The organism is Methanococcus voltae PS (assembly GCF_024807035.1).
GTDB lineage: Archaea > AGJL01 > Methanococci > Methanococcales > Methanococcaceae > Methanococcus > Methanococcus voltae.
Map to the genome: position 1 here is coordinate 107120 of NZ_JANUCQ010000001.1, position 26167 is coordinate 133286.

At 29.8% G+C, this 26167-nt stretch carries 24 protein-coding genes and 1 tRNA gene; 8 read left to right on the forward strand and 17 right to left on the reverse strand.

Annotation, left to right across the window (positions count from 1 at the left end; translation table 11 throughout):
- Nucleotides 1–63 precede the first annotated feature (63 nt).
- The 7 genes from vhuB to M2325_RS00565 all read right to left on the reverse strand — a co-directional run bounded on the left by vhuB (nucleotide 64) and on the right by M2325_RS00565 (nucleotide 7687).
- Nucleotides 64–1251: a F420-non-reducing hydrogenase associated-polyferredoxin VhuB gene (vhuB, locus tag M2325_RS00535; protein ID WP_209631656.1), complete on the reverse strand. Its 1188-nt coding sequence runs from the start codon at nucleotides 1249–1251 to the stop codon at nucleotides 64–66.
- Between the two features lie 430 nt (nucleotides 1252–1681).
- A complete protein-coding gene (gene vhuU, locus M2325_RS00540) occupies nucleotides 1682–1816 on the reverse strand; it encodes a F420-non-reducing hydrogenase selenoprotein subunit VhuU (RefSeq protein ID WP_245314065.1) in 135 nt (44 codons plus the stop codon).
- A gap of 15 nt (nucleotides 1817–1831) precedes the next feature.
- Complete coding sequence (gene vhuA / locus M2325_RS00545; protein WP_209590088.1) at nucleotides 1832–3094, reverse strand: F420-non-reducing hydrogenase Vhu subunit A; 1263 nt, start codon at nucleotides 3092–3094, stop codon at nucleotides 1832–1834.
- 172 nt (nucleotides 3095–3266) lie between these two features.
- Nucleotides 3267–4130 (reverse strand): F420-non-reducing hydrogenase subunit VhuG, encoded by an 864-nt coding sequence (vhuG, locus tag M2325_RS00550; RefSeq protein WP_209590089.1) that lies wholly within the window; start codon nucleotides 4128–4130, stop codon nucleotides 3267–3269.
- A gap of 102 nt (nucleotides 4131–4232) precedes the next feature.
- Entirely contained in the window at nucleotides 4233–4637 is a 405-nt protein-coding gene (vhuD, locus tag M2325_RS00555; RefSeq protein ID WP_209590090.1) for a F420-non-reducing hydrogenase iron-sulfur subunit VhuD, read from the reverse strand.
- A gap of 221 nt (nucleotides 4638–4858) precedes the next feature.
- Complete coding sequence (locus M2325_RS00560; RefSeq protein WP_209590091.1) at nucleotides 4859–6838, reverse strand: CoB--CoM heterodisulfide reductase iron-sulfur subunit A family protein; 1980 nt, start codon at nucleotides 6836–6838, stop codon at nucleotides 4859–4861.
- Nucleotides 6839–7198: 360 nt separating this feature from the next.
- On the reverse strand, nucleotides 7199–7687 hold the full coding sequence (locus tag M2325_RS00565) for a VOC family protein (protein ID WP_209590092.1): 489 nt from the start codon (nucleotides 7685–7687) through the stop codon (nucleotides 7199–7201).
- A gap of 568 nt (nucleotides 7688–8255) precedes the next feature.
- Here M2325_RS00565 and M2325_RS00570 point away from each other — a divergent pair.
- Together M2325_RS00570 and M2325_RS00575 are read left to right on the forward strand one after the other, a co-directional pair.
- The gene (locus M2325_RS00570) at nucleotides 8256–9164 is read left to right on the forward strand and encodes a methanogenesis marker 8 protein (protein WP_259050535.1); all 909 of its coding nucleotides are present in this window, start codon (nucleotides 8256–8258) and stop codon (nucleotides 9162–9164) included.
- Between the two features lie 104 nt (nucleotides 9165–9268).
- A complete protein-coding gene (locus M2325_RS00575) occupies nucleotides 9269–10078 on the forward strand; it encodes an isopentenyl phosphate kinase (protein WP_259050538.1) in 810 nt (269 codons plus the stop codon).
- Nucleotides 10079–10169: 91 nt separating this feature from the next.
- Here the strand turns inward: M2325_RS00575 and M2325_RS00580 are convergent.
- The 9 genes from M2325_RS00580 to M2325_RS00620 form a co-directional block, all read right to left on the reverse strand.
- Nucleotides 10170–10259, reverse strand: a tRNA-Sec gene (locus tag M2325_RS00580).
- Nucleotides 10260–10320: 61 nt separating this feature from the next.
- On the reverse strand, nucleotides 10321–11379 hold the full coding sequence (locus M2325_RS00585) for a homoserine dehydrogenase (RefSeq protein ID WP_209590095.1): 1059 nt from the start codon (nucleotides 11377–11379) through the stop codon (nucleotides 10321–10323).
- Nucleotides 11380–11507: 128 nt separating this feature from the next.
- Complete coding sequence (locus tag M2325_RS00590) at nucleotides 11508–11990, reverse strand: hypothetical protein (protein WP_209590096.1); 483 nt, start codon at nucleotides 11988–11990, stop codon at nucleotides 11508–11510.
- 6 nt (nucleotides 11991–11996) lie between these two features.
- Nucleotides 11997–12539, reverse strand: coding sequence for a CDP-2,3-bis-(O-geranylgeranyl)-sn-glycerol synthase (locus M2325_RS00595; protein WP_209590097.1), 543 nt, complete (start codon nucleotides 12537–12539; stop codon nucleotides 11997–11999).
- A 297-nt stretch (nucleotides 12540–12836) separates the two neighbouring features.
- A complete protein-coding gene (locus M2325_RS00600) occupies nucleotides 12837–13211 on the reverse strand; it encodes a cell division protein SepF (RefSeq protein WP_209590098.1) in 375 nt (124 codons plus the stop codon).
- Between the two features lie 10 nt (nucleotides 13212–13221).
- Nucleotides 13222–13782: an Era-like GTP-binding protein gene (locus M2325_RS00605; protein ID WP_209590099.1), complete on the reverse strand. Its 561-nt coding sequence runs from the start codon at nucleotides 13780–13782 to the stop codon at nucleotides 13222–13224.
- 480 nt (nucleotides 13783–14262) lie between these two features.
- Nucleotides 14263–15480, reverse strand: a complete 1218-nt coding sequence (locus M2325_RS00610; RefSeq protein ID WP_209590100.1) for a methionine adenosyltransferase — start codon at nucleotides 15478–15480, stop codon at nucleotides 14263–14265.
- Between the two features lie 309 nt (nucleotides 15481–15789).
- A complete protein-coding gene (locus M2325_RS00615; protein ID WP_259050539.1) occupies nucleotides 15790–17553 on the reverse strand; it encodes a bifunctional hydroxymethylpyrimidine kinase/phosphomethylpyrimidine kinase in 1764 nt (587 codons plus the stop codon).
- A gap of 280 nt (nucleotides 17554–17833) precedes the next feature.
- Nucleotides 17834–18703 (reverse strand): radical SAM protein, encoded by an 870-nt coding sequence (locus M2325_RS00620; RefSeq protein WP_259050540.1) that lies wholly within the window; start codon nucleotides 18701–18703, stop codon nucleotides 17834–17836.
- Between the two features lie 458 nt (nucleotides 18704–19161).
- On the opposite strand from M2325_RS00620, the gene M2325_RS00625 reads away from it, so the two are divergent.
- On the forward strand, nucleotides 19162–19845 hold the full coding sequence (locus tag M2325_RS00625) for a DUF169 domain-containing protein (RefSeq protein ID WP_209590103.1): 684 nt from the start codon (nucleotides 19162–19164) through the stop codon (nucleotides 19843–19845).
- Nucleotides 19846–20176: 331 nt separating this feature from the next.
- Nucleotides 20177–20437 (forward strand): MJ0307 family thioredoxin, encoded by a 261-nt coding sequence (locus M2325_RS00630; protein ID WP_209590104.1) that lies wholly within the window; start codon nucleotides 20177–20179, stop codon nucleotides 20435–20437.
- 74 nt (nucleotides 20438–20511) lie between these two features.
- On the opposite strand, the gene M2325_RS00635 is transcribed toward M2325_RS00630, so the two are convergent.
- Nucleotides 20512–22176: an ATP-binding cassette domain-containing protein gene (locus tag M2325_RS00635; protein ID WP_209631650.1), complete on the reverse strand. Its 1665-nt coding sequence runs from the start codon at nucleotides 22174–22176 to the stop codon at nucleotides 20512–20514.
- A gap of 475 nt (nucleotides 22177–22651) precedes the next feature.
- On the opposite strand from M2325_RS00635, the gene M2325_RS00640 reads away from it, so the two are divergent.
- From M2325_RS00640 to M2325_RS00655, 4 genes are all read left to right on the forward strand, one after another.
- Complete coding sequence (locus M2325_RS00640; RefSeq protein ID WP_209590106.1) at nucleotides 22652–23011, forward strand: cation:proton antiporter subunit C; 360 nt, start codon at nucleotides 22652–22654, stop codon at nucleotides 23009–23011.
- 181 nt (nucleotides 23012–23192) lie between these two features.
- Nucleotides 23193–24644 carry an energy conserving hydrogenase EhbF gene (gene ehbF, locus M2325_RS00645; RefSeq protein ID WP_209631649.1) on the forward strand — a complete coding sequence of 484 codons (1452 nt, stop codon included), beginning with the start codon at nucleotides 23193–23195 and terminating at the stop codon, nucleotides 24642–24644.
- Nucleotides 24645–24773: 129 nt separating this feature from the next.
- Complete coding sequence (locus tag M2325_RS00650; protein ID WP_209590108.1) at nucleotides 24774–25082, forward strand: hypothetical protein; 309 nt, start codon at nucleotides 24774–24776, stop codon at nucleotides 25080–25082.
- Nucleotides 25083–25097: 15 nt separating this feature from the next.
- Complete coding sequence (locus M2325_RS00655; protein WP_374759650.1) at nucleotides 25098–25904, forward strand: MnhB domain-containing protein; 807 nt, start codon at nucleotides 25098–25100, stop codon at nucleotides 25902–25904.
- The last annotated feature ends 263 nt before the right edge of the window (nucleotides 25905–26167 follow it).

The following is a 26167-nucleotide window of genomic DNA, read 5'->3' on the forward strand; positions in this document are numbered from 1 at the left end:
AAATTATTATTAGTTGATATAGTATTATCTTATTTAATAGTTTAGAATTTACAAATTATAGTCTTATTGTAAGCCTAAAGCGTTTCTTTTTGTTTTAGCACAAGCTTCTATACACTTTAAACAAAGTATACAGTAGCCTTCGAGTGGTTTTTTCTCATCGCCTGTAAGTTTCAATGTGTCTTGTGGACATACATCTACACATTCGCCACATTCATTACATAAAGCAGGGCTAAATTCAATTCTATTATATTCTTTACCTTCATGAGTAATTTTACCCATTTTTAAAGCACCAGTTGGACACTTCATAACACAAGCACCACATCTGATACACATTCTAAATTCTGGGTCTTTATCTGTTTTAGTTCTTGAAGGTAATGCAAGTCCTTTCTGGTTAATCATGTTAATTGCATTTGTAGGACATTTTATAGCACAAGGTCCACAATAGTTGCACTTATCTTCATACCATACTAATCCTTCTTCTGTAACTGGTTTAGCACTTCCATATTCTACTTCTAAGGAAATAGCATCCACAGGACAGTTTTGCTCACACAAGTGACATGCAGGACAAGCTTCTGGCAATTTTACAATTAAATCTTCTGCATTGTATGTAATCATGTCACCAGGACATACTTCAACACATTTTTCACAACCGATACATTCTTCGGTAACTGTGAATGATTTAATTTCTTTTTGTCTTTTTGAAGGTTTTTTACCTGCCACATATATGGCGTTCCATGGACAAGTTTGTGCACATACACTACAGTATATACATTTTTCTGTGTCAATAACTGCTAGTTCGTCTTCGATTGAAATAGCATCCACCGGACAAACTGGTACACACTCTGAACAACCTACGCAAGCTTCTGTCACTTTGATAGGTTCTTGAGGTATTGTAACTTCTCTTTCAGGTTTGTCAATTTTTCCAGGGATTGAAATTATATCGATTGGACAAGCATCAACACATTTTTCACAAAGTACGCAGTGTCCTTTTGAGTATGGGAATCTATCATCAACTTTTTTAATGCCTGTAGGACAAGCAGTTGCACAGTTTCCACATTTTATACACTTACTACTGTTGTAGATTAACTTACCATTGTTTTCTACTAATGCCCCTGTTGGACATGCACTTGCACACGAAAAGCACAAGGTACAGGTCTTAAAGGGGGCAATTTCTATTGCCTCGGTTGGACATGCTTTTGAACAAGCATTACAAACAAGACATGCATCTTCTTGAATTTTAATTCCAGCCATTTGATACCCCTTTTAAATTTTTGATAATATGGGGCCTTCTGATGAAGGTTTTTAAGTGAATATTAAAATAACCATAAAGTTGATTATTTTAATCATAATTGATAATTATAATAGACAATTACAATTTAGATATATAGTTTATTTCCTATAAATATTTTTAAATTTAGATAGTTAGTTACTAAATTTACTATTTACTATTTTGATATCAAATCTGATAATTAGTTTTAATACTCAAAAAATTATCTCTAAGTTAGTATAATTATCAGAATATTAATTAAATATAATTTTTTAAATTTAAAACTTTATATTTAACATCTTTAATAGATATTTAATATTTTAATAATCTCAATTTTGACAATTAGTGTAATTATTTAAAAAATTAAAAAATTGTGAAATATTTCTTTACCTCCCAATGGGTTCGGTTAAAGAATTATTCATCGTTTACAATTTCAAATACAACGTTTCCTTCAGCATCTTCCACAATCATGTGAGCAGCACATGAGTATCAAGGGTCGTATGCTCTTAATACAATTTCTATTAAATTTAATTTTGTTTCATCCACCATATTACCACCAGAGGCTTAATTGTCTTTGAAAAGCACTTCTGCGGCTTGTTGGATAGCTTTTTCCATTGTAGGTACATTGTGCGTGGTAGCAACAATCATATTCGCTTTAGTTACGATACCATTATCATCGGTTTCGTAGTTGTGGAATAAAGTACCTCTTGGAGCGTATACAACACCAACGCCATTTCCAGCTTTTGGTTCAACTTCTGCCTTAACATCTGTTGAAACAATCTCTGGGTCTTCGAGAAGTTCTTTTGCTCTTTCGCAAGCTGAAAGTAATTCGATTAATCTTGCTTGGTTGTATGCTATTGATTGATTTGCTGGTCTTCCAAATGTTTCAGCAAATTCTTTTCTAGCCTCTTCTGCAAGAGGTGTAGACATCGAATCACAAACATTTATCATAGCCAAAGGACCAACTCTATATAATCCTTCAGGGTAACCAACTTTTTTGTTGTAAGGGTATTTTACATAACTGTGTTCTACAACATGTTCTCCAAGATAGTCTAAGTATTCAGCCGGTTTGAATTCCATTTTTTCGGAACCATCTGGTGAAACAAATCTTAAAGTGTCTCCGTAGAAGTTATGTTTACCATCTTTAACTAAACCCAAATACCAGGTATCAATTACACCCAATGAGTTTATTGTATCTAAGTATTTTTCATTAAGTGATTTCATTAAATCGAGTCCATCTTGACCATATTGAATCATTGTATCGATTTCAGCCAAAAGTTCGTCTCTTTTTTCTTCACTCATTGATTTTGATAAACCGCCTGGAATACCAGTTACTGGGTGTATAGGTTTACCACCAGTAGCCTCAACCATTGATTGACCTACTCTTCTCATTGCGATAGCTTTTTTAGCTACTTCTGGAGCCGCATCAATTACTCCAACAATATTTCTAATTGCAGGGTCTGCGTCTGGTCCAAGAACAAAATCTGGGGCTGCAAGGTAGTAGAAGTGTAATGCGTGACTGTGAATCATATTTCCCAAATGCATTAATTCTCTCTGTTTCTCTGCAGCGCTTGGAATTTGTGCGCCCCATGCAGCATCAACAGCTTTAACACTAGCTAAGTGGTGAGCTGTTTGACAAATACCACATATTCTTGGGACTATTCTTGGTACCTCTTCAGCAGGTCTTCCAATTACAAATTGTTCAAAACCCCTGAGAGCGGTAATATGTAATTTTACATCAGCTGGTTTACCTGAATCATCCAACTTGATGGTAACTTTACCATGCCCTTCAAGACGGGTTAGTGGTGCTATTGTAATTTTACCCATAGAGTCACCGTCCTTATTTTAAGTCTAAATTAGTCTAAATAATTCTAAATCCTTATTAATAGTCACATGAAATTCTATTTTACAAATTAAGCAAATTAATATTTGAATAAATATGTAATTAGTAATTCCAATAATAGAATAATATAATTAAATCAAAATTTGATTTAATTACTTATTCCTGTTTTTTTGAAATCAAAGCTGCTGGCAATGTAAATCTGTTGAATAATGCTGATTTGTCGGAAATTTTTAAAGCTTCATCTCCTGCAGCAGCATATGTATTTGCCAAAGATGAACCCTGGTCAAGTACTTCGTCAGTTTTACCATAGCATCCCCTACATGGAACTCCAGCACTAGGGCAGAGTGCACCGCATCCTGCTCTTGTACCCATTCCTACGCAAGTGTAACCTTGTTCAAATAAACATTTTTCAGGATCTGGTGTTCCTTCAAAAGTTCTTTTAAATGTTTCTGGTATAACATTTTCTTTTGTTCTTGGACATTCGTCACAAACAATCTTTTTAGGTAATTCTGGGTCTCTACCTTCTAGTAATGCTACAATTGCACCAGCATTAATTTCCGGTCTTGGAGGACATCCTGGAATTACGTATTCAACATCTACAATACTTGGAACAGGCATAACTGAATTAGTTAACGGAGGTACCATTTCATCAGAAGGTAATTCTCCAACGTTATCTGTAGTTTCAGTTCCATAAACAGTTTTTTTCAACTGTTCTGCACTGTATAAATTTCCAAGTCCTGGAATTCCACCATATACTGCACAGGTTCCCCAAGCAATCACTACTTTTGATTTTTCTCTGATTTCATGAATCAAATGTTCATCGTGTTCATTCCTTGCACCACCTTCGATAAGAAATACATCACATTCGGGTATTTCTTTTACATCAGCAATGATTGGAGCGTAAACGATTTCCAAATTCGGAAGAACATCTAATAATTGTTCGTGTAAATCAAGTAGTGATATATGGCATCCTGAACATCCACATAGTTGTATTAATCCGAGCCTAACTTTATCTGCCATGTAATCACCTTATATTATTAAAGGTATATTCCCCAACTCGGGGCAGTCGTTTTACAAGTCCAGAGGTTTCCTGTAAAACTCATCCTCTTTTTTCTTACTTCTTTACTTTTTTAATGGGTTTGGACCTAACTTTTTAGCTCTGTCAGTCATTTCATTAACAGCTTCGGTGAATTTTCCTGCGTCTGCTCCACTCATGAAGAACATTTCGATTCTATCTCCACCTATTCCCATTTCATCGAGAATTTGCTTGGTCATTTTAACCCTTTCTTCCGCTCTGAAGTTACCTGTTTCGAATGCACACTCATTAGGTTTTCAACCTGCAACAAATACTGCATCAGCACCTTTTTGGAATGCCCTTAATGCGTAGGTAATATCAAATTTACCTGTACAAGGGACTCTTATAGGTCTAACGCTTGCTGGGTATTGCATTCTACTAGTACCTGCTAAGTCAGCAGCACCATAACCTCATTGATAGCAAATGAATGCCATAATTATAGGTTCGGCCATTGTTATCCCTTCCTATATTTTATTTTTATAGAATGATTAATTTATTTGTAATATTTTTCAATGTATCTAGAAAATTTCTGTATTTTCAATATTATTTGAATAATATTACTTTATTTTTGAAATTACATACATTTTTTATTAATATATCTAAATAATACTTAAAATATATGATATATTAACTAAGATATTAATTAAAGATATTTTTCAATAAATTTAATTAATTATTCGTTATTAATCATATTAGCTGCATCTAACATTCCGTCAATTGAATCTAAGATTTGTGAGTCTCTGTAGTATCTTAACTGCATAGCACCACTTGGACATGCACCTGCACATGCTCCACAACCTTTACATGCAACGTCGTCTGTTATAGCTACTAGATGACCTTCTTTTTCCTCGTATGTAATTGCATTATATGGGCACATTATTGCACATACTTTACATCCACCACATACATCTTCGTCAACAGTTGCTCTAATCATTTCAATTTTGAAGCTACCTTGTGACATTGGAATAGCCACAGCACTTGCAGCACCTTTTGCCTGTGCTACTGTGTCTGGAATATCCTTAGGTCCTTGTGCAACTCCTGCAATTGCGATACCATCAACTTTTGTGTTAACTGGAGCTAATTTAGGGTGTGACTCCTTAAAGAATCCTTCTGGTCCTACATCAACGCCCATCATTTTAGCTAGGTCTTTTGTTTCTTTTTTACCCACTAAACCAGCTGATAATACAACTAAGTCAGCATCAATCTCTAAGATTTCGCCTAATAATGTATCTTCAACTCTAACGGTTAAGTTTTTGGTTTCAGGGTCTTCAATAACAGCTGCTGGTCTTCCTCTTACGAATCTAACACCAAACTGTTCTTGTGCTCTTTTATAGTATTCTTCGTATCCTTTACCAAATGCCCTTATATCCATGTAGCAAATGTACACTTCTGCATTAGGGTCGTGCATTTTCATTAACTGAGCGTTTTTAAGTGCGAACATACAGCATACTCTTGAACAGTATGGGTTGCCGACTTTTTCGTCTCTTGAACCAACACATTGGACAAATACAGTTCTGTGAGGGTGTTTACCGTCACTTGGTCTGATTTCATGACCGCCGGTAGGTCCAGCTGGGTTTATCATCCTTTCAATTTCTAAGGTTGTGATAACGTTGTCATAAACTCCGTAACCGTATTCTTCTTTCTGTGTAGCATCAAATTCATCGTACCCTGTAGCTGTGATAATTGTACCAACCTTAATTTCTACTTCTTCAGGTTTTTGGTCGTATCTTACAGCTTTTGCAGCACATACTTTTGAACAAAGTTCACAGTTAATACAGTGTTCCATGTCAATTGTATATACTAAAGGTACAGCTTGTGGGAATGGTACGTATATCGCTTTTCTAGTACCTAAACCTAAATCAAATTCGTTAGGTATCTCTATAGGACATACTGCAGCACAAGCGCCGCAACCGGTACAGGTAATTTCATCAATGTATCTTGCTTTTTTCTCAAGTTTTACATTGAAGTTACCAATGTATCCATCAATATCTTTAACTTCTGTGTAAGTTAATAATTCCACGTTAGGGTGGTTAGCCACCGAAACCATTTTCGGTGCGAGAATTCACATCGCACAGTCATCGGTTGGGAAAGTTTTAGCTAATTGTGCCATTCTTCCGCCGATTGACTCATCTTTGTCTACAAGATATATTTTAAAGCCTTGGTCGGCAAGGTCTAATGCAGATTGGATACCTGCAATACCTGCACCTATCACCATACAGCTTTTATCTACATCCACAACTTTTTGAGGTACGTCCTCAAGTTTTTTAGCTCTAGCAATACCTGCTGCAACTAATTCTTTAGCTTTATCTGTTGCAGCTTTTACGTCATTCATATGAACAAAAGCGTCATGCTCTCTAATGTTCACAAACTCTAAGTAATATGGGGATATGCCTGCTTCTGATAAACACGCTCTAAACGTAGGTTCGTGGATTTTAGGAGTACATGCTGCTACCACAATTCTGTCCAACCCTTTTTCTTTGATTGCATCTTTAATAAGATTTTGTCCAGGGTCAGCACACATAAATGGGTATGATTCAGCAACTACTACTCCATCGAGTTTGGAAGCGAAATCTTTAACTGCTTCACAATCCACTGCACCGTTGATGTTAGAACCACAGTAGCAAACGAAAACCCCCACTTTGGGGTCACTCATGGATTCACCTCCACATTAAACAAATAATAATGTATGTGCAAATATGTATACATTTATAATACACTCACATTATTATATAAGGATATATTCTTGATTTTCTTAATGGGTGCTATTAGTTATTATAAATTAAAATAGTTTTTTGAAATTATGTTTATATGGTAATCCACGTTCAATATGTTAAAATTTTAAAATAGCGTCATTCATATTATTGAGATATTAATTATTTACAGATAGATATATTTTTAACCAAATATATATAAATTATTCTTTAAATTTGGTAATATGTTTTAAAAAAATTTAATAGTAAATTGATTATCTAAACACATATTTGTTATTGAAATGTTTAATATTTAATCTTTATTAATTTTTATGACAATGATTTTCTTTAACCATTTTTACAAAATCAACAGGATGTTGGATAATTTCTGCAGTTTTTTCAATAGAATAACCTTCATTAAGATAGCGTTTTGCAATCAAAATCATTGATTCTCCTACTTCTATGATATGAAAATCTGGGTCATAAATACGAACAACTCTCTGTTGCCATTCGTGTTTTTTAGGTTTATTTACATATTCTATTTTCTCATATTTTTCGTATTCTTCCAGTTTTTTTAAAAATTCGTCAAAATCATCTACTTCAAAATATAATTCCATATTATTTGATTTTTTAATCAAGGAATTTTCAGGAATATCTAGTAGCCATGGAAAATCTTCTTGTAGTGCGAATCCTCCGTCAAATGTTATATTTTTACCCAAATCACATACTACATGTTGATTAAAAAGTTTTTCATAGAATTTTTTGGAAATTTTTATATCTTTAACTGCTAAAAGTGTTATTACATATTTCAAAATCCCACCCAAAATACTATTATTTATTAATTTATTATTGGTTTTATATATAATATAATTTATTAAGCACAACACGCGTTTTGCCTCATGTGGTGTATAACGTAACGTAACATAATATATACGCATATATTTTTGATTCATAGTAAATTATACATACAAGTACATTATACTAATGTTATGCACGGTGTGGGATAGTAGTGATATTTTAACCCCCTCATACCCCCACATCACTACTGATAACACCGTGTGGGAGATATTTTTATCTCCTATCCCATTCCCACCCCTCATATTAATAAAGCTGTTTTTTTTGAGAATTATTTGAATTTATACTAGTTATTAATTATATGATAATACGATTTTTAATGTGTTCATGTGTTTATTATTATTTTAAATAGGTAATTATATTAAAAATATAGGTATAGAATATACTAGAATTATATCTACTTATATCTAATTACATTCAATTTACGTCTAAAAGTTTTTAATTATATATTCAATCAACGTTTTAACTCGTATTATCCACATATTAGTAATATATTTACAATTATTTGTTATTTCGAGGTAAATTATGGAAAATAATAAAGATATTCACATAATGGAAGCATTGGGTAACGCAAAAGTTACTGTAGTTAATGGAAAGGTTATATCCATAGATAAACCAATAATAAAGACATGTCCTTTATTTTTAAAACATAGGAATATTGAAGAATTAAATGAAGATACTATAAAGAAGAATATCGAGTTTAGAATACAAAGCTTTGGATTATTCACAAAAGACCGAGTGGTGGAAGAAAAGGAGCAAATTGTTAGCTTTGGAACTTCTGAAATTTTTATGACTGCCTTAAACAAAAAAATGTTGGATGCAGTAGTTATTGTTAGTGATTGCGCCGGGACTGTTATAACTTCAAATCCTTATTTAGTACAAGGATTATGTGGTAGGATATCAGGAATTGTTAAAACTACGCCTATAAAAGAAGTAATTGAAAGAATAAATAAAGCAAATCCCAATGGTGATATATTAAATGAAGAAACTGCAGAGATTAATCAGGTAAAAGGAGTTTTAAAAGCAATTGAACTTGGTTTTAAAAATATTGGCGTTTCAATAGCACATCCAGAGCAGTTAAAAGAAATAAGACAAATTGAGAAAGAATACAATTTAAAAAATAATGGAGAAGACGGTATAAAAATCTGTATTTTTGGAGTGCATACTACAGGGGCAGATTTTAATAAATACAAGTCAGAAATCCCAGAATACGATTTAATCGCAAATTGTGCATCAAAGAGCCTTTATAGTTTATTAAAAACCGATGAAGATTTAAAGGACGTTTTGAAGGTACAAGCGGGAAAAGGGGTTCCAATATATGCTTTATCTAATTTTGGTAAAGATTTATTGTTAGAACGATTTAAGGAATTGGATAAAAAGATTTATATTTGCACGGAGGATAATTTGCCAGACATTCAAGAAATGCCCCAATAAAGAAGATAAATATAACCTCTTATTTTTAATTTTTTAATTAAATATATAATATATATTAATAATTATTATGTTTTTATATAATATATTATTAAATTGGTGAAAAAATGTTAATCGTGTTAAAACTTGGTGGTAGTATATTATGTGATAAAAATATCCCTTATTCTGTAAAATGGGATAATTTATCAAGAATTTGCAAGGAAATAAAACAATTTTTTGATGAAAAATTGATGAAAAATCCTGAAAATTTTATTAATAATCAAGAAAAGCCAAAATTAATAATAATTCACGGGGGAGGTTCATTTGGACACCCTGTGGCAAAAAAACACATCATAAAAGATAATAATGGAAATTCTAGATTTGTAGATATGGAATCAGGTTATTGGGAAATACAGAAAGCAATGCGTAAATTTAACAATATTGTTATATCTGAATTACATAGTTATGGCATACCTGCAGTTTCTATTCAACCATCTTCTTTCGCAATGTTTAATAAAGAAGGTTTACATTTTGATTTAACCGTAATCAAAAAAATGCTCGATAAAAATCTTGTACCAGTAATACATGGAGATATAGTCCTAGATGAATTAAACGAATATAAGATTTTTTCAGGGGACCATGCACTACCTTATTTATCTAAAGAACTTAAACCAGATTTAAGTCTACATGCTTCAGACGTTGAAGGTGTTTGGGATAATAATAAGGATATCATAAATACCATATCTAGTGAAAATATCGAAGATGTAAAAAAATCGCTTTCCTTTTCTTCAAAAGAAGATGTTACTGGCGGAATGTATCTAAAAGTCATGGAGTGTTTTAACTCGGGAGTGACCTCTATCATTTTTAATGGTAATAAAAAGGATAATGTCTATAAAGCGTTGAATAATAATGTAAATGGAACCATAATTGAAAAATAACTTAATAAACTACAATAAATTAAATAAAAATAATAATAATAATAATAATAAAAATAATAATATCTTCTATTTTTAAAATTTTGTTAAAAAACGGCATAGGGGGGGAATCGAACCCCGAATTCCCATGGAACTCGACGGATCTGAAGTCCGCCCTGAACTACCAAGTCCAGCACCCCGTGCCACGACTACTTTTTTATATTGTTTCCAAGTACTATAAAAAGGTTATTAAAAAAAATTATTAATTAGTCATTACACTTTTTCGAATTGCCTATAAATATTAAGTCACTTAGTATAGCAGAAGAAGTTTCAATGTCTCCAGCTCCTCTTCCAATTACTACAACGTCTTTTGCTAAATCGGTATCAAACATAGCAACGTTTAAAGAACCTTTAACGTTCATAGGGTGGTCTATAGGTATTAATTTAGGGCAAACTTCTAATTTTTTATTTGAAACTTCCCCAATTAATTTTATGGTGGTACCACTTTTATTTGCCATTTCAAGTGCTTCCGGTGTAATTCTTGTTATTCCTTCGAGTTTTACATCTTTGATTGTATAATCTTTACCCAAAAGAGTATTTGCAAGAATTACCATTTTTGCAGCAGTATCTAATCCGCTAACATCTTGATGAGGATTTGTTTCTGCTATACCTAACTCCTGAGCTTCTTTTAAAATAGTATTAAAATCTAACCCTTCTTTTTCCATTTTAGTTAATATGTAGTTGGTTGTACCATTTAAAATTCCTTTAATATTTTTAATATTGTTACCTGCAAGACTTTCTCTAGCCAAATTTATTACTGGCATAGCTCCGCCTACTGATGCTTCATATCTAAACATTACGTCATTTTTATCCGCACTATTCATTAATTCTGAATAAGCCACTGCTAAAGCTCCTTTGTTTGCAGAAACAACGTGTTTTTTGGTTTCAAAAGCTTTTAAAGTGTATGATTTTGCAGGTTCTCCTGTTTCTATGTTTGTAGGGGTTACTTCTATAACTACATCAGCGTTAACGGATTCGATAACTTCAAGTATGTTTTTTTGAACTCCAAAGTCATGATTAACTATTTTTCCAGTTTCTTCTTTGGTTTTTATTATTGAAAGGGGTTTAATTCCATTTTCATTTATTGTAGCACCACTACTATCACATGCAGCAACAACACTTATTTTAAATCCATACTTTTTAAATAAATCATCGTTTTTAGCGTCTATAACTTTTAAAACGCCTTTTCCAATAACTCCCAAGCCAACTAAAATTACTTTAAGTTCCTTAAAGTCATTACATTTATTAAGACTCTTTTCACACATAATTTACCTCTAGTAGTAAATATCGAATAATTATAGCATTTTAAGTTTTTTAGATTGAATTTATTTTTTATAGTTCTATTTTTTATACTATATTTTATTTTTAAAGCACAATATACTTTAAATTAAATTTAACATGATTTTACAAATAATAAATCTTTTTCTTTTGAAATAATATCTAATTCTTCGTATAATTCATCTATTTTTTCCACATCAATCACTATTCTCATTTTAGCAGATGATTCCACATCCGGGGATGGCATAGACAAATCTAAATCTAGTACTAAGCCTATCTCGTTTATTCTATCTATCGTATCCCTTACATCTGTATCTACAACGTGACCAATAATTACAACGTCTAAATCTAATTTTCTTCTTTTTTCATTTATTTTAGCAACAATTACGTCTATACTTTCTAATTTATCAATTATGGAGGATAGTTCGCCATCATCAATTTTATCGATAACAACTTTTACAGGTAACCTACCGTCTTCTGTTCTTTCTTCTCGCATATGTATAACGCTTATAATATTCCCTTTTGCAGAAGATATGGGTTCAAGAGCTTTTAATAATTCACCAGGCGTATCTTTTAATTCTAAATCAAGAAATATCATATTTTATTACCACCATACTTTTTTAATTCCTAATTTATACGCAATTATATTTGATATCAAATGAACAATTGGCGAGAGTAATATTAATAATATTGCCATGTTCAATGAAGCAGGTATATAAAAGTAACCAAATATTAGGGCAAATACTATAAATGTTAATTGGTCCCATAAGGGTGCAGAACCGCCCTGCGAAATATTAAATCTTCTTTTCACAAAACTTCCAAACATGTCTCCAAATAAGGCACCAGATGATAAAAGCAACCCTAATATTATATATTGCATTAATCCAACATTTAAAAACATCATCCAATCTATATTAAAGTAATTGCCAACAAAATATTGCAGTATTGAGCCAATAACCCCACAAGTTATTCCTGAAATTGTTCCCTTGATTGTTACTCCATTTCCTATTAATCTACGACCATCAACAAAGTTTTTGCCTCCATCTAAAGGAGTTCCCCCGCCAAAAACACAAGCCATAGCATTTGCAATATATGCAGGTATTATATACCATACTGAGCTCAATAGTAAAAATACGTAATAATCCATAAAATCCCTCTAGTGTAAACCTATGTTTATTATTGTATATCACTATTTAAATTTACCGAATATCTCTTAAATAACGTTCTCTAAAAATAGCGTATATTTTTGTAAAAAAGGTATTTTTAAACATTTAAATAATTATTAATTTAAAACAATAAAATAGGAAAATTTAGTATCTAACGATGAAAAATATATTTATTTGCAAAAATAATATAGATGTTATTTTAGTATAATTTGTTATACTTTATTTTATTTTTACTTTATTTTAATTAGTTCTATATTATAGTGTACTTCTTTTTTTAATTAGTCTTTTTTCTCTTTTACTATTTTTTCAATTATGGTGTTAGATGGAACTGCCATAATTTTGGTTTCACAAAGTCTTACGATTTTACCTGTATTCCTTAATTTATTTTTTAAATCTGTAAGGACTTTAGCATAATCATCATCTATATCTCTTTCAAGGTCAATAGTGTTTGCAATAACTAAGTAACCAGCTTCAACCAATACTGAAATTTCAGTAGAATCTTTGAAGTCTTCAAGTTCGCAAACTTTTATTTTTACTAATTCATTTCCTTCGTAGGTTTTAACCGGTAATTCAATGTACTCTTCTATTGGTACAGGACTACTTGGTTTCAAGGTTTCTGTTGATGATATCATTTTTTTTATTTTTTTAAACATTTTAGGACACCTATCTCTTCAGTATTGTTATTATTACGTTAATTAGTTCGTTAATACCTTCATAAGACATTGCAGAAGTGAAGTATACTTTATTATTTAGCCTTTCTTCAACGGCAGTGGTTAAGGAATTTCTTTCAGAATGGGATAATAAGTCACATTTATTTACAACAACAATTATGGGTTTTTGATATCTATATTTTAAAAGGTGATGTAATTTTTCAAAACTTTTGAAAAGACCATCTTTTGCATCGATAACGTGAATTATCATATCTGAGCTATCTATCTCTTCAAAAGTTTTTTCTAAAACATTGCCAACCATTACAACAGACTTGTCTTCACCAGAGTATAAACCCCCCAAATCAGCAAAGGTTATGTCTGCAAATTCTGGATTTTGCTTTAATCTACCTATTTTTAGCTTTCCCCAATATTTTCGAACCGGTTTTTTTGTGGTACCGCCCACTTCTGAAACTTCGGAAATACTCTTTCCAAATATTTTGTTAACAATAGATGATTTTCCCGAATTTTCAGGCCCCATCATTGCTATTTTATACTTTTTAATATTACTATTCATCTTTTTTCACTATTTTGATATATTATACCTATATAGTTAAATTATGATAGTTATAGGGTTATATAATTTACTATATTACATAATTATATAATTATACAATATACTATAATTTATACTATTCGATATATACTTAAAAATGCTTTTTTAATATAATTTATGGGTTATGTTATTATATGTCCAATATTAGCCTATGATATATAATAAAATATCCATTTAATTAATTAGTTGGTTAAATATAAGGATATAAAGTTTTAACATTATAAATATTTTAAATATGTAAATAGAATTGATAAATAATACTATATAAATAATATTAATAATTTATGATATGATTTTCACTATTTTTGTATATTTCTCATATTTTACATATTTCACACGTATTATACAAATAGGATTAAAAATAAGTTTGATTAATTCAATAAATAATTACAATCAAAAATCAATAAAAAAAAGGGAATTGATAGTTTATTTGAATTTAATTTAGAATGTAGTTACTTTTCCTTCAATAATTCTTTCAGTAACTGTTTCTACATTATCAAGCCATTTTTGAGCTACTTTTTCGATTTCAGAATTTAAACCCTCAACTGTAAAGCCTTCAGCAGGTATAATCTCAATGCTTAACATTTTTGGTTCATTAATTGGTTTACCAATTTGGCTTAATATTCTGATTTGGCATTCTTGAACGCCTTCAATTTTAGCAACATCTTCTGCAACGGTATTTGCCAATATGTTGTATATCTTACCAATGTGGTTTATTGGGTTTTTACCACTTGTAGCTTCCATACTCATAGGTCTGAATGGCGTAATTAATCCGTTTGCTCTGTTTCCTCTACCTACTGAACCATCGTCACCCATTTCTGCAGATGTGCCAGTAACGGTTAAGAAAATACAGTCTTTATCATCGTCAGCTGTGTTTATATATACTTCAACTTCGAAGTCTCCAGCATACTTTTTAGCGTTTTCTTCAACTTTTTTCTTTGCAATTTCTTTAACTTTAATGTAGTCATCGCAAGAATTGATGTATTTGTCCACAGCACCCATCGCAATAGTTAAAGTTACTTTATTTTCTTCTCTTAATCCCATAACTTTAATATCTTCACCGATTGCAGGAACTTCTGCCTTCATAGCATCTGAATTTAATAATCTTTCTGTTTCAAGTACTAATTTTTCAGTAATACTTAATGGAGCATGTCCAACACCAAATGAGGTATCGTTAGCATGTGGTATTGCGTTTCTTTCTCTATCGAATACTTCTACTAAATCAACTGAACCTTGTCCTATTCTGCAGTCTACGATTATATCTCTTTCTAAATCTGCATTTCTAATGGTTTTCTTTAAGTATTCCCTAGCAGCGTTTACTGCAGTGGAGTTAACTGGTAATTTTATAATTTCTCCAGTTTCTTTGTTTAATACTTCCATTGTAGCTCTACCGGATAATAATACATAGATAGGGGTTATCATTTCTCCGCCACCAAGTTTAGGATATGCGTAACCGCCAACCAATTCAACCTGGTCAGTATTATGGTGTAAAACTACACCTAAATGTTCTTTGTACATTTTACATAACGCAACGCTAACGCTTTCTGCAACACCGTCGCAAATACTGTCCGGGTGACCGATACCTTTTCTTTCTACAATTTCAATAGGGGTTTCGTTTATTGGAGCTCTTTCTAATTTTTTAACAACTATATTTGACATTTTATCACCATTTTTGGTATGGAGTGATGTAGATTGTTAGATTACAGGGCTTCGGTTTTAAGTCTAATCCTGCATTAAATGATTTTTTATAACAATAATCTATTTCTAATTTAAAAATTATAGACTATTAAATAATACTGTTTTTTAAACTTTTAATATTATAACTTATTTTTATATATAATATTTGTTATTTTTTTGAAATGCTAAAAATATTCAATACATACTATACTTAGGGGTATATATAGTAATCACCTTTAAAAAATATTATTTATACAAAAGTAATAAAATAGAAAAATCTATTAATTTTAATTATAGTTTTCGATAGGTTTTTTCAAGTATTCTCAATTTCTTAACTACTTCTATAGAGTTTTGACCTAATATCCATATCATAGGTTCTATTTGGTGTCCACCTTTGTTATATACTATATCTAACGTACAGTCAAAATTTTCTTTGAATCCTATGAAGTCATACAGTATTTTATTTTTACAGTATTTACAATCGCTACAATTTTCACGGTCTTCAGGGTTTATTTTATTACATTCTTCCCTTAAATTAGCTAAAGTTTCACTTTTACTTAAATTTTTAGAAATTGGTGCTTTATTAATCAAATTAGAGGATAATATATCGCGAATACCATCTAAATCTTCCTTTAATTTTTTTAAATTATTTATATTTTCATTTTCCATATCATTTAAATAGTTGGATTCATTCAATTGATTTGTTTCAGCTGAATTCTCTTCAATATATTTACCATTTTTATTATCGTTAATATTTTTATTATCTTCATTATCTTCATTATTTTCTAAATCTTTTTTAAATTTATCGCTATCTTTTCCTATTTCACTAATTTTTGCATCGGTTTTAATATCTCTACTTAAATCTAACATATAATTTTTTTCTTGGAGTCCAATGTATTTTTCAATCAAGTAATTTTTAAATGCATTATCTATTCCGATACCCACCTTACGTATATTTTCAAACCCATCTGTTTTAAAATGGCTAATGCAGAATATGCCATCTTCTTTAAGCCTTTCCATAAGTTTTTCATTAAATCTAACGCCCATTGTAGCTCTTATTTTTGGGTCATACTTATTAGCTGTTATTATAACATCAGTTAATATTTTAGATGCTCCAAATTTAAACTCGCCTGCTTTATGATACCCGCCAGTATCTTTATCTTTTATTAGCCTACCTGAAAGAGCACATATATCGTAGCGGTTTTTTGGCAATATCGTACATTCTCCAATATTTGAACCAACGTCGGGAATTAAGGTATATTTAATATTTTTTAACAAGAATAACGAATATTCAAGATTTTTATAGATTGTTTTTTCGTTAATAAATAATGGGTTTGTATTGTATCCATACCTAGTTTTTTTTGCATAAATAACAGAGCCGAGTACCAACTTTTTTGCATTTTTTATTGCACTAATCAACGGCATTCTGGTGGAGAAACCAGCAATAGCCGAAGAAAATACGCAACCAGTTCCATGAACTTCTTTATTTATTTTTCTACCATTAAATATTGCTATTTTAGTTCCTGAATACTTTTGTAGTGTATCATTAATCCCTGTAACCAATACACTTAGTTCTTTTAAATTTTCATCGTAGTATTTTTCTTTTTTTAATTTAGTATACATATAATGCTTTATAAATTTGAATTCCTCGTTATTCGGCGTTATTAAATAACATTTATTAAATAAGTCCACATATAAGTCCAGTGTTTCTTTATCGGTTAATAATCTGCCAGTAGTGGATTTTATAACTGGGTCACATATTATTTTAAAATCATAGTCTTTATGATATTTTAATATTAATTCAATTGCATTTTTGGACAGTACTCCTGTTTTTACACATTTTATATTAAAATCTTCAAATATGGATTCAAATTGTTCTTCAAGTATTTGTTTTGATACGTCTTCTTTAGAATATACTTTCTGGTTGTTTTGAGGTATAAGTGATGTTATAATGGTTAATGGATTATTGCCAGTTTCTTTAATTGTTTTAGCATCAGCAATTACTCCTGCACCACCGGTGGGGTCGTAGCCACCTATTGCAAGCACATTTTTCATATGGGCACCTCAAACATTGATAACGTAGTAAAATACTTAAAATATCGACTTAAATAAATTATTTGTGTTTAGCTCTTTATACATTTTTTTATAATATTATGGATATACTAATATAAAATTATTTTTAATTATGTTTTTATTCTGTGGGCGTAATTACTTGAATACTGAAATATAACTTGTGAAACATAAAATATACTAGTTGTATAAAAAAATGGCACTAAAAAATAAGGTAAATAAAAATTCAAAAAATAGGAAAATAGAAAAATAAGAATAAAATAATTTATAAATTTAATTCAATATATTCTCTTTTTATAGATGGTACTTCAGATATACAGTCTGTTTTTATATTATTAAGTACAAAACCGTCCATATCTTTTAAATAAACCAATAAACACCCCTTAATGGTGACATTTACAGTTGGTGCTTCTTTTTTCATCTTATCTACTAGTATTAACAAATCTTTAACGTAGCCTATATCATCAATATTTGTTATTTCTTTAAGTTCTGAAGCATTAGAATCATGAACTATAAGTTGATGTAACATAATTTCATGAACACCAATTTTTTCCATTTCTTTTGCAAGATTTATAAGTTCTTGCTCATTATAATTTGGAATATAAATACTTCTGACTATTGTATGGAAATTTTTTGCACATAATTTAATATTTTCAAATATTTTATCATAATTATCATTATTTGATAATTTAAAGTGCTTTTCAGGATTTTTAGAATCTGAGCTTAAACTAATCATAACCATATCTAATCCTAGCTCTTTTAATTCATTAATCAGATTTTCATTTAACAGTGAACCATTAGTTTGAAGGTCACACCTTTTACCATGTGATTTTACATATTTTACAGCTTTTTTAACTTTTTCAGGATAGGTTAATGGTTCTCCATACTGACTTATTGTAACTGCCTTATTTTCTTTTATATCTCCATAAAGACCTGCTTTTACTTCTGTTAATTTTGAATAGCAGAAAATACAATTGTGATTACATTTTTGAGTTATTTCAATGGATGGATGATGATGGGGGTCTTTATTATTTAAATCAAGACCTTCACAGCCTATACAATGGTTAGTTACTCTTAAATCTTTCACTATATTCTCTAATTTTTCACAAATGTCATTTCTAAGTACTATTTTCATAATATCCCTTATAATATTGATTATTATATTACTAATTTATATTAATAATTTTCAGAATTTCGAATTTTCAAAGCTTTAAATTTTTAAAATCTCATAAATAAATTTAAATCATAATCTTAAAATATAATAAAAATGATATTTAATACCCATATGTGCATATTATCAAAACTATCTTTGAATTTCTATTAATACATTTATAACACTTTAAAAAAGTATCAAATTTCAAAAGTGTTGAATTCTTTAAATTACATATAACATTTATCTTAATGGATATAATACTTATTATATATTTAATAATTTTGTAAGATTTAAATCAAAAATGTTATATATCTAATAATATATATTTGTTATATGTCTAATAGTTATGTAACTAATTACAATATAATATCTTAAATACTATATCAATTATATAAATATACAATACTCAAAAATTAATCAAACTACCAAGTGGTGATTATATGGAGATTTTAGAAATGGGTAACAAGCTTCAAGAATTATTAAGCTTAAAATACCCTGCAGTAGCTGTTAAATTAGTTAAAAGCAAAGAAGAAATCCCTGAAGGATATGATGAAGTGGAAAATGAAGCAAGACACTGTGAATTAGTTCAAACTTCAAGAAAAGAAGGTAAAAAGTATTATGCACCAGTTGAAAAGCAAATGTGTAAAGGTGGAGCATATGCTATGGGAATTTTACAAAATCCTCCTAAGCCACTTGAATCAGGAGTTTTATACCATAAATTAGGAAACTTTGAGACTGAAGAAGCAGCAATAAAGACTGTTGAGGCAATCCCTAAAGTAACAGAGCCAATGTTTGCAGCAGTTTACTCTCCAATAAGTAATGTAGACTTTGAACCTGATGCAGTAATCGTTTTATGTACTCCAAAACAAGCTTTAAGATTAACACAAGCAATAAACTATGTAAATGGTGGAAGATTTGAAGCAGATTTTTCAGGTATTCAATCATTATGTGCAGATGCTGTGGCAGCTGTTAAAGTTAGAGGAAAAGCAAATGCAACATTAGCTTGCAACGGCTCAAGAAAATTCGGAAAAATAGAACAAGATGAATTGATATTTTCATTCCCTCCAAAAGATTTGGAAAATATCATAAAAGCTTTAGAGCACTTTAAAGAAATTTGGGGTTAATTAGTATTAATACTAGCAATATTATTAATTAAATATTAATTAAACTTCCAAATCAATACTAATTTTTATTTTTTTTAGCATTATTATTCCTTAGCAAATTATTTGATAAATTATATATCTACAATTCTAATAAAAAACTTTTATATTCCTAAACTTAAATAATATACTATATATAATCCATAATTACATAATAAATAGTGTATGTGAATAAAACCTATAGAAGATAATATCGAAGATAAATAACGAATATAACATATGTTTCAATGAACAAATTGTATCCTGTTCATATGTATCAAAATATGTATCAAATTATCAGTTTTAAGGTGAACACATGATAAAGGTAGAAGTTTTTTCATCCCCAAGTTGCCCACATTGTCCAGCAGCTAAAAGAGTAGTTGAACAAGTAGTTAAAGAAATGGATGGCATTGAAGTAGTGCATATAAATGTAATGGAACATCCTGAAAAAGCAATTGAGTTGGGTATAATGGCCGTTCCGGCAATTGCAATTGGTGGAGATGTTGTATTTGTAGGTGCACCATCTGTTGAAGATTTTAAAGAGAAATTACTTGAAAAAATTAATAGTGAAGAATAATAATTTTATTTATTAGTTATTTTCATTTTTAATATTTTTATTATTCTATTTTATTTTTTGGTATTGGTAGTTACCTATTTGCAGAATTTTAATGTACTTTTTTCTATAAATTTCTCGCAAATTTCATCAGGTTTTCCTTCAGAATCAATAGTTCCATTATCAATAAGTATCGCTCTATCGCTTATTTCTTTAATAAATTCAATATGGTGACTTATTAATACAATGGTAGTACCATACATGTCATTTATCTTTTTTAAATAGTTTGAAACATCTCGTAATGTTATAGGGTCTAAATCTCCAAAAGGTTCGTCTAATAATAATATTTCCGGCTGATTAACCAATTGAAGGGCAATTGCAACTCTAACTCTTTGACCGCCACTTAATTCACCAGGTTTTTTATTTAATATTTCAGAATCTAAATCTAAAGCATTCATTAATTTATCATATGAATAAATATCTTCTTCTGAAGCATTAAATAAGGATAACAATATCTTCTGAGATATTCCCAATTTTTCAAGTTTGTTGTTTCTTTCAGTATCGGGTAAATCTAAAAGCTGATAAAGTGCATCCACAACTGTTTCAGGGATTTCATACATTTTAGCCTTTTCTTTTGCATCCAATAATACTTTAGAGCTTTTGATATTTCTTCTATATTTTAATAATTCACCTACTGTGGAATAATGAGCCAATGAAAACTCTTGGTGCATAATACCCATTTTTGAACGTAAATTCATTCTTTCCCAACCAAAATGGGATAAGTCTATTCCTTTTAGGAGTATTTCTCCAGTATCGGGTAGTTCTAAACCGCCAAGTATTCTGAGTAATACTGACTTTCCAGTACCACTAGCTCCTAGTATTGATAGAATTTCTCCTTTTTGCACTTCAAAAGATATATTTTTCAAATTTAAGGTTTCTCCACCATTTATTACAAAATATCTTTTTGAAATATCTTTAACTTCGTATATTAATTCCTTTGCTTCCTTTTCTGAATTTAATGAATTTTTCTTTACATATTCTTCATTCATATCCTTCAAAAATTCATCAACTATTTCATCAGGTTTTCCTTTTGATTTAATTTCTCCATTTTCTAGTAATATACACTCATCGCAAAGATATTTGTGTATTTCAGGCAAGTGTGAAGTTAATATTACAGTAATATTCAATTTTTTCCTTGCATTGTTTATAATCTCCAATATCATCTTTTTAGATGCAGGGCAGGACATTGTAACAGGTTCATCTAATAATAAAACCCCTTCTCCTTTTTCATAGATTTTAGCTAGCTGTCTACCCATTATTAAACGCTGTTTTTCTCCACCACTTAATATATTAGAAAAAGTATTTGCTTTGTCTTCTAAACCTACTAATTTAAGTATTTCTATAGCTTTTTCAGTATATTCTGGCATGTCTTCTTCTATAGGTAAACTTTCGTCAGATTGTTCGCGAATTGCGTGTAATTTTCTTATAATATTGTTTATAGCAGGTTCTGCCCATAGTGCAAAGTTCCTTTGCAAGTGTATCGCAGTTACATCCCTTAAGTTTTCCTTTTTCCCAAAAACTTCAATACTTCCTTCGTTGAATTTTTCAGAGCCTCTTAATATTCTGATTAAGGTAGTTTTCCCCGCTCCTGATTTACCAATAATTCCAAGTACTTTTTTAGGTTCCACTTCAAAACTAACATTATTTAAGGCTATTTTCCCATCATCATATTTTTTTGTTAAATTTTTAACTACAATACTCATAATAACACCAATCGGATTATCCTTATTCCATCAATTGTCCCGTTAATTATCCTTTTCATAATTCTATTTATTATATCTAATTCCATTTAATTCTATTTAGTATTTTATTTCCTAATTCAATTTTTAGAACTTAGATACATTATAATTCTAGTCCTATTTATATTTCATAGATATAAATCCATTTTTGTTCCAACTAATCCTTAATTAATAATTTTATTAATCTATAAAGTAATTTTAATATCGATATTATAATATATTTAAACGTATCATATTGTAGAAATAGTACAAATACCATAATCTTTATATAGATATTTTTAAAGATATTTATCATTAATTATAATGACAATTTCATAAGTTAATTTAGAAATTTGTAAAAAATACATATGATGGTTTATATTTAAATTACGACAAGATAAGATTTAATATATTAAAAAAGGATTAAATAACCACTATAAATCATAACGTAGGTGTTATTGTGGAATTACAGATGGCTTCATTTATTACAGCAGGTCTTTTAATTGTTATAGGAATTTACGGAATGTTTTTCGTCGACAATGTGATTAAAAAAATAATGGCACTTTCGGCAATTGGCGGGGGCGTAAATTTAATTTTAATTGCAATCGGTTATACTAAAGGAATAGTTCCTATAAAGACTTTGGAAGTTTCTATGCCCGTATTTTCGACTACAAGTGCATATCCTTTGCCACAAGCTTTAGTCCTTACTAATATCGTGATTGAAGCATCTATGTTAGCAATAATGCTTGGAATTGCAATAGTTTTGTTCAAGAAATACGGTACTTTAAAATCATCTATACTTTTAAAAAAGACAGATTAATTCTATAAATAGACTAAATGATAATATAACCAAATGATTAAAGAATAATTAATTAACTAATAAATAATTAAAAACTGAATAATTAAGTAATTAAATAATTAAGTAGATTATATATCCCTTATTAAATAAAATTTAATATTATAGTATTGTTTATAATTTTTAAGTTATTTCGGTGAGTAAAATGAATTTACTTCCATTATTGGTAGTCTTCCCTATGTTCATGGCAATTGTGTTAAATTTTTTACATGGAAAGGATAAATTAATTAAATATTCCTCAATAGCATTAGCAATAATCCTTATGGTATTACCGTTTATTCCAAATTATGGATTCTATTTCTTTGGAAACCATGGATTGGTAGAAACCATGACATCAGGTATTGCATATTTGTTCAATCCGGCTAAGCAGCTTATTTTAATCGTACTTACATTAATAGCCTCGCTAACTTTAATATCCTCTGCAGGTGAAAAACAGAGTGGTTTAGTTACTTCTCTGGTTTTAATGGGTTTAGCAAGCGTTACAGCAGTTGTTTTATCTGAAGATTTATTTAACATGTATGTATTTTATGAGATAACCGCAATATCTCAAACAGGACTTTTATTATCTACAGGAACTGAAAATTCCTATAAATCAGCTCTTAGATACCTTATAATGGGTAATTTCGCAGGTTCTATATTACTTTTAGGAATTGGGTTATTGCTTTCAATATCTGGAACGCTGTTTATTCCGGAAATCCATGCTCAATTATTGGCTAATCCAACTAATCCTGTAATATATGGCGGTGCTTTAATGTTGATAATCGGACTTTGTTATGGTAGTGGTTTACCTCCTTTCCACACTATAAAATCCGAAGTATACTCCGGAGCAAAGCCTTTTATCTCGGCAGTATTGCAAACATTCTCTAAATTTGTATTAGTTGCACTCATGCTGTTATTGTTTAAATTATTCTATGGTTTACCATTATTTGGAAATTTGCAAGTGTTATTAATTGTAATTTCAATCTTGGGAATGGTATTTGGCGTGGTAATGGCACTTTTACAAACTGACTATAGGAAATTACTTTCATATCACGCAATAAGTCAAGGTGGCTACGTAGCAGCAGGTTTAGCTTTAGGAACACCATTAGGGTTTGTTGCAGGGGTATTTCATGCCATAAACCACGTTATTTATAAAAGTGCTCTTTTCTTAGGGGCTCATATCGTATCAAATGAAAATAAAACTAGTAAATTAGATAAATTGGGCAATTTATTACCTGTAATGCCATTTGTAGCTTTTATGGTGCTTTGTGCAAAATTAGCGATAAGTGGTGTACCACCATTCAATGGTTTCCAAAGTAAATTATTATTGGCAGAAGCTTCTATAAACGCAAATTTGCCTGAATTAACAATTATTATGATAGTAGTTAGTATTGGAACTTTTGTATCAATGATGAAAGCCTTCTATATGATATATTTAAAACCAAATGGATTAAAAGACATTGAAGAGCTTAAAAAAGATTATAATAACCCCATGTTAAAATACCCTAAGTTTTCATTGCTTATATTGACAATTTTGTGCATAGTATTGGGTATTTTCCCAGAAATTGTCACAAATACGTTATATAATTCATTTGATAATTTTTTAAGTACTTTATAATATTTTTAATTAAATATCTTAATTAAATCTTATTAAAATATTAGTCAAATATTAATAAAATATTTTAATATATCCTGCTTAAATTTACTTTAAGTTTGGAATAAGTATAAAATCTGATATGGTGTCTTTATGGGTTACGACAAGTATGGAAAAGAGCTAGACAAAAAAAAGCACGGTGATGGGGTTTCTGTGGGTGCAGTATTAACTGCAGAATTTACCCTATATAGCTTCATCGTACTTTTAGCAATTATGATATTTAGAATATATAGTAATGTACTTTATGGATTAATAGGTATTTCATTAACGGCTTTATTGCTATCACAATTACCTTTAGTATTTAAATTCGAAAAAGAGAATTCAAACGATATTTCAACGCAATTATTCTGGTTATCTATGTTTTGTGGTGGTATATCGGTTGTATTGTATTTTGCTCATTAATATAAGGTGGTTTAATTGAGAAATATTATAACAAGAGATATTGCAGTATTTTTATCGTTTTTATTCTTTGGAGTTGCCATATTGTACTCTATATTTAATATTAACGTGGTAGAAGGCGTAAATGCAGTTTATACTAGTAATTATGTTATCCCCAACTTTGTAACTGCAGTATTATTTGATTGGAGAGCTTTTGATACATTAGGTGAGTGTTTAATCTTAGTAACTTCTGTTATGGTAACGGGAATGGTTTTTGGAAGGGGTATGTACAATACCGACTTTTTAAAGTCTTTATTCTGTGAAGATACTCAAGATGGTCAAAATGCCAAATATAAGAATGATGAAAACCCTGATTTGGGATTTACTTCAATAATAAAAGTTATTACGATGCCTTTAAGTGTAATAATCATGGTTTTAGGTATTGTAACCATATTAGCGGGTCATATAACCCCTGGCGGCGGTTTTCAAGGTGGTGCTTTAATTTCAGTAGCTTACATCTTGGGAATAATTGGTTATGGCACAAAATCCCCTATTGGGTTTACCCATCACTTTTTAGAGAAATTGGAGACTTTCGGTGCCTTATTTTTCATGATAATGGGTGCATTAGGAATTTTTGTATCTGGTTATTACCTACTAAATGTTTCAGTACTTAACGGCGTCTCTTTATTCCCTTCGCCTCAAAATATGGGTGCGGTTGGACTGATACCTTATCTGAATATTGCAGTAGGTTTTAAGGTTTTAGCGGGCTTATCTTCAATTTCCCTGCTTTTAAGCACTAAAAAAATATTTACGAATAGTTCTGGTTTAAAAAGTTCTAATTCTTAAATTGAAGTAAATTGAAGTAAATTGAAGTAAATTGAATTGATTTAATCTAAGAATTAGCCTTTGAAAATTTCCAATAATTTCTAATAATTACCAATAAGATGAGTAATAATTATGAAATTATTTAAATCTATAAATATTATATAATATGAAAACAGGATAAATATGAGATAAAGCTATTAAAATTATAGAATACCAATAAAGTTATGAATATAATAATCGGATTTTATATTAAAAAATAATGAAGTACTATTTAATGAATAATC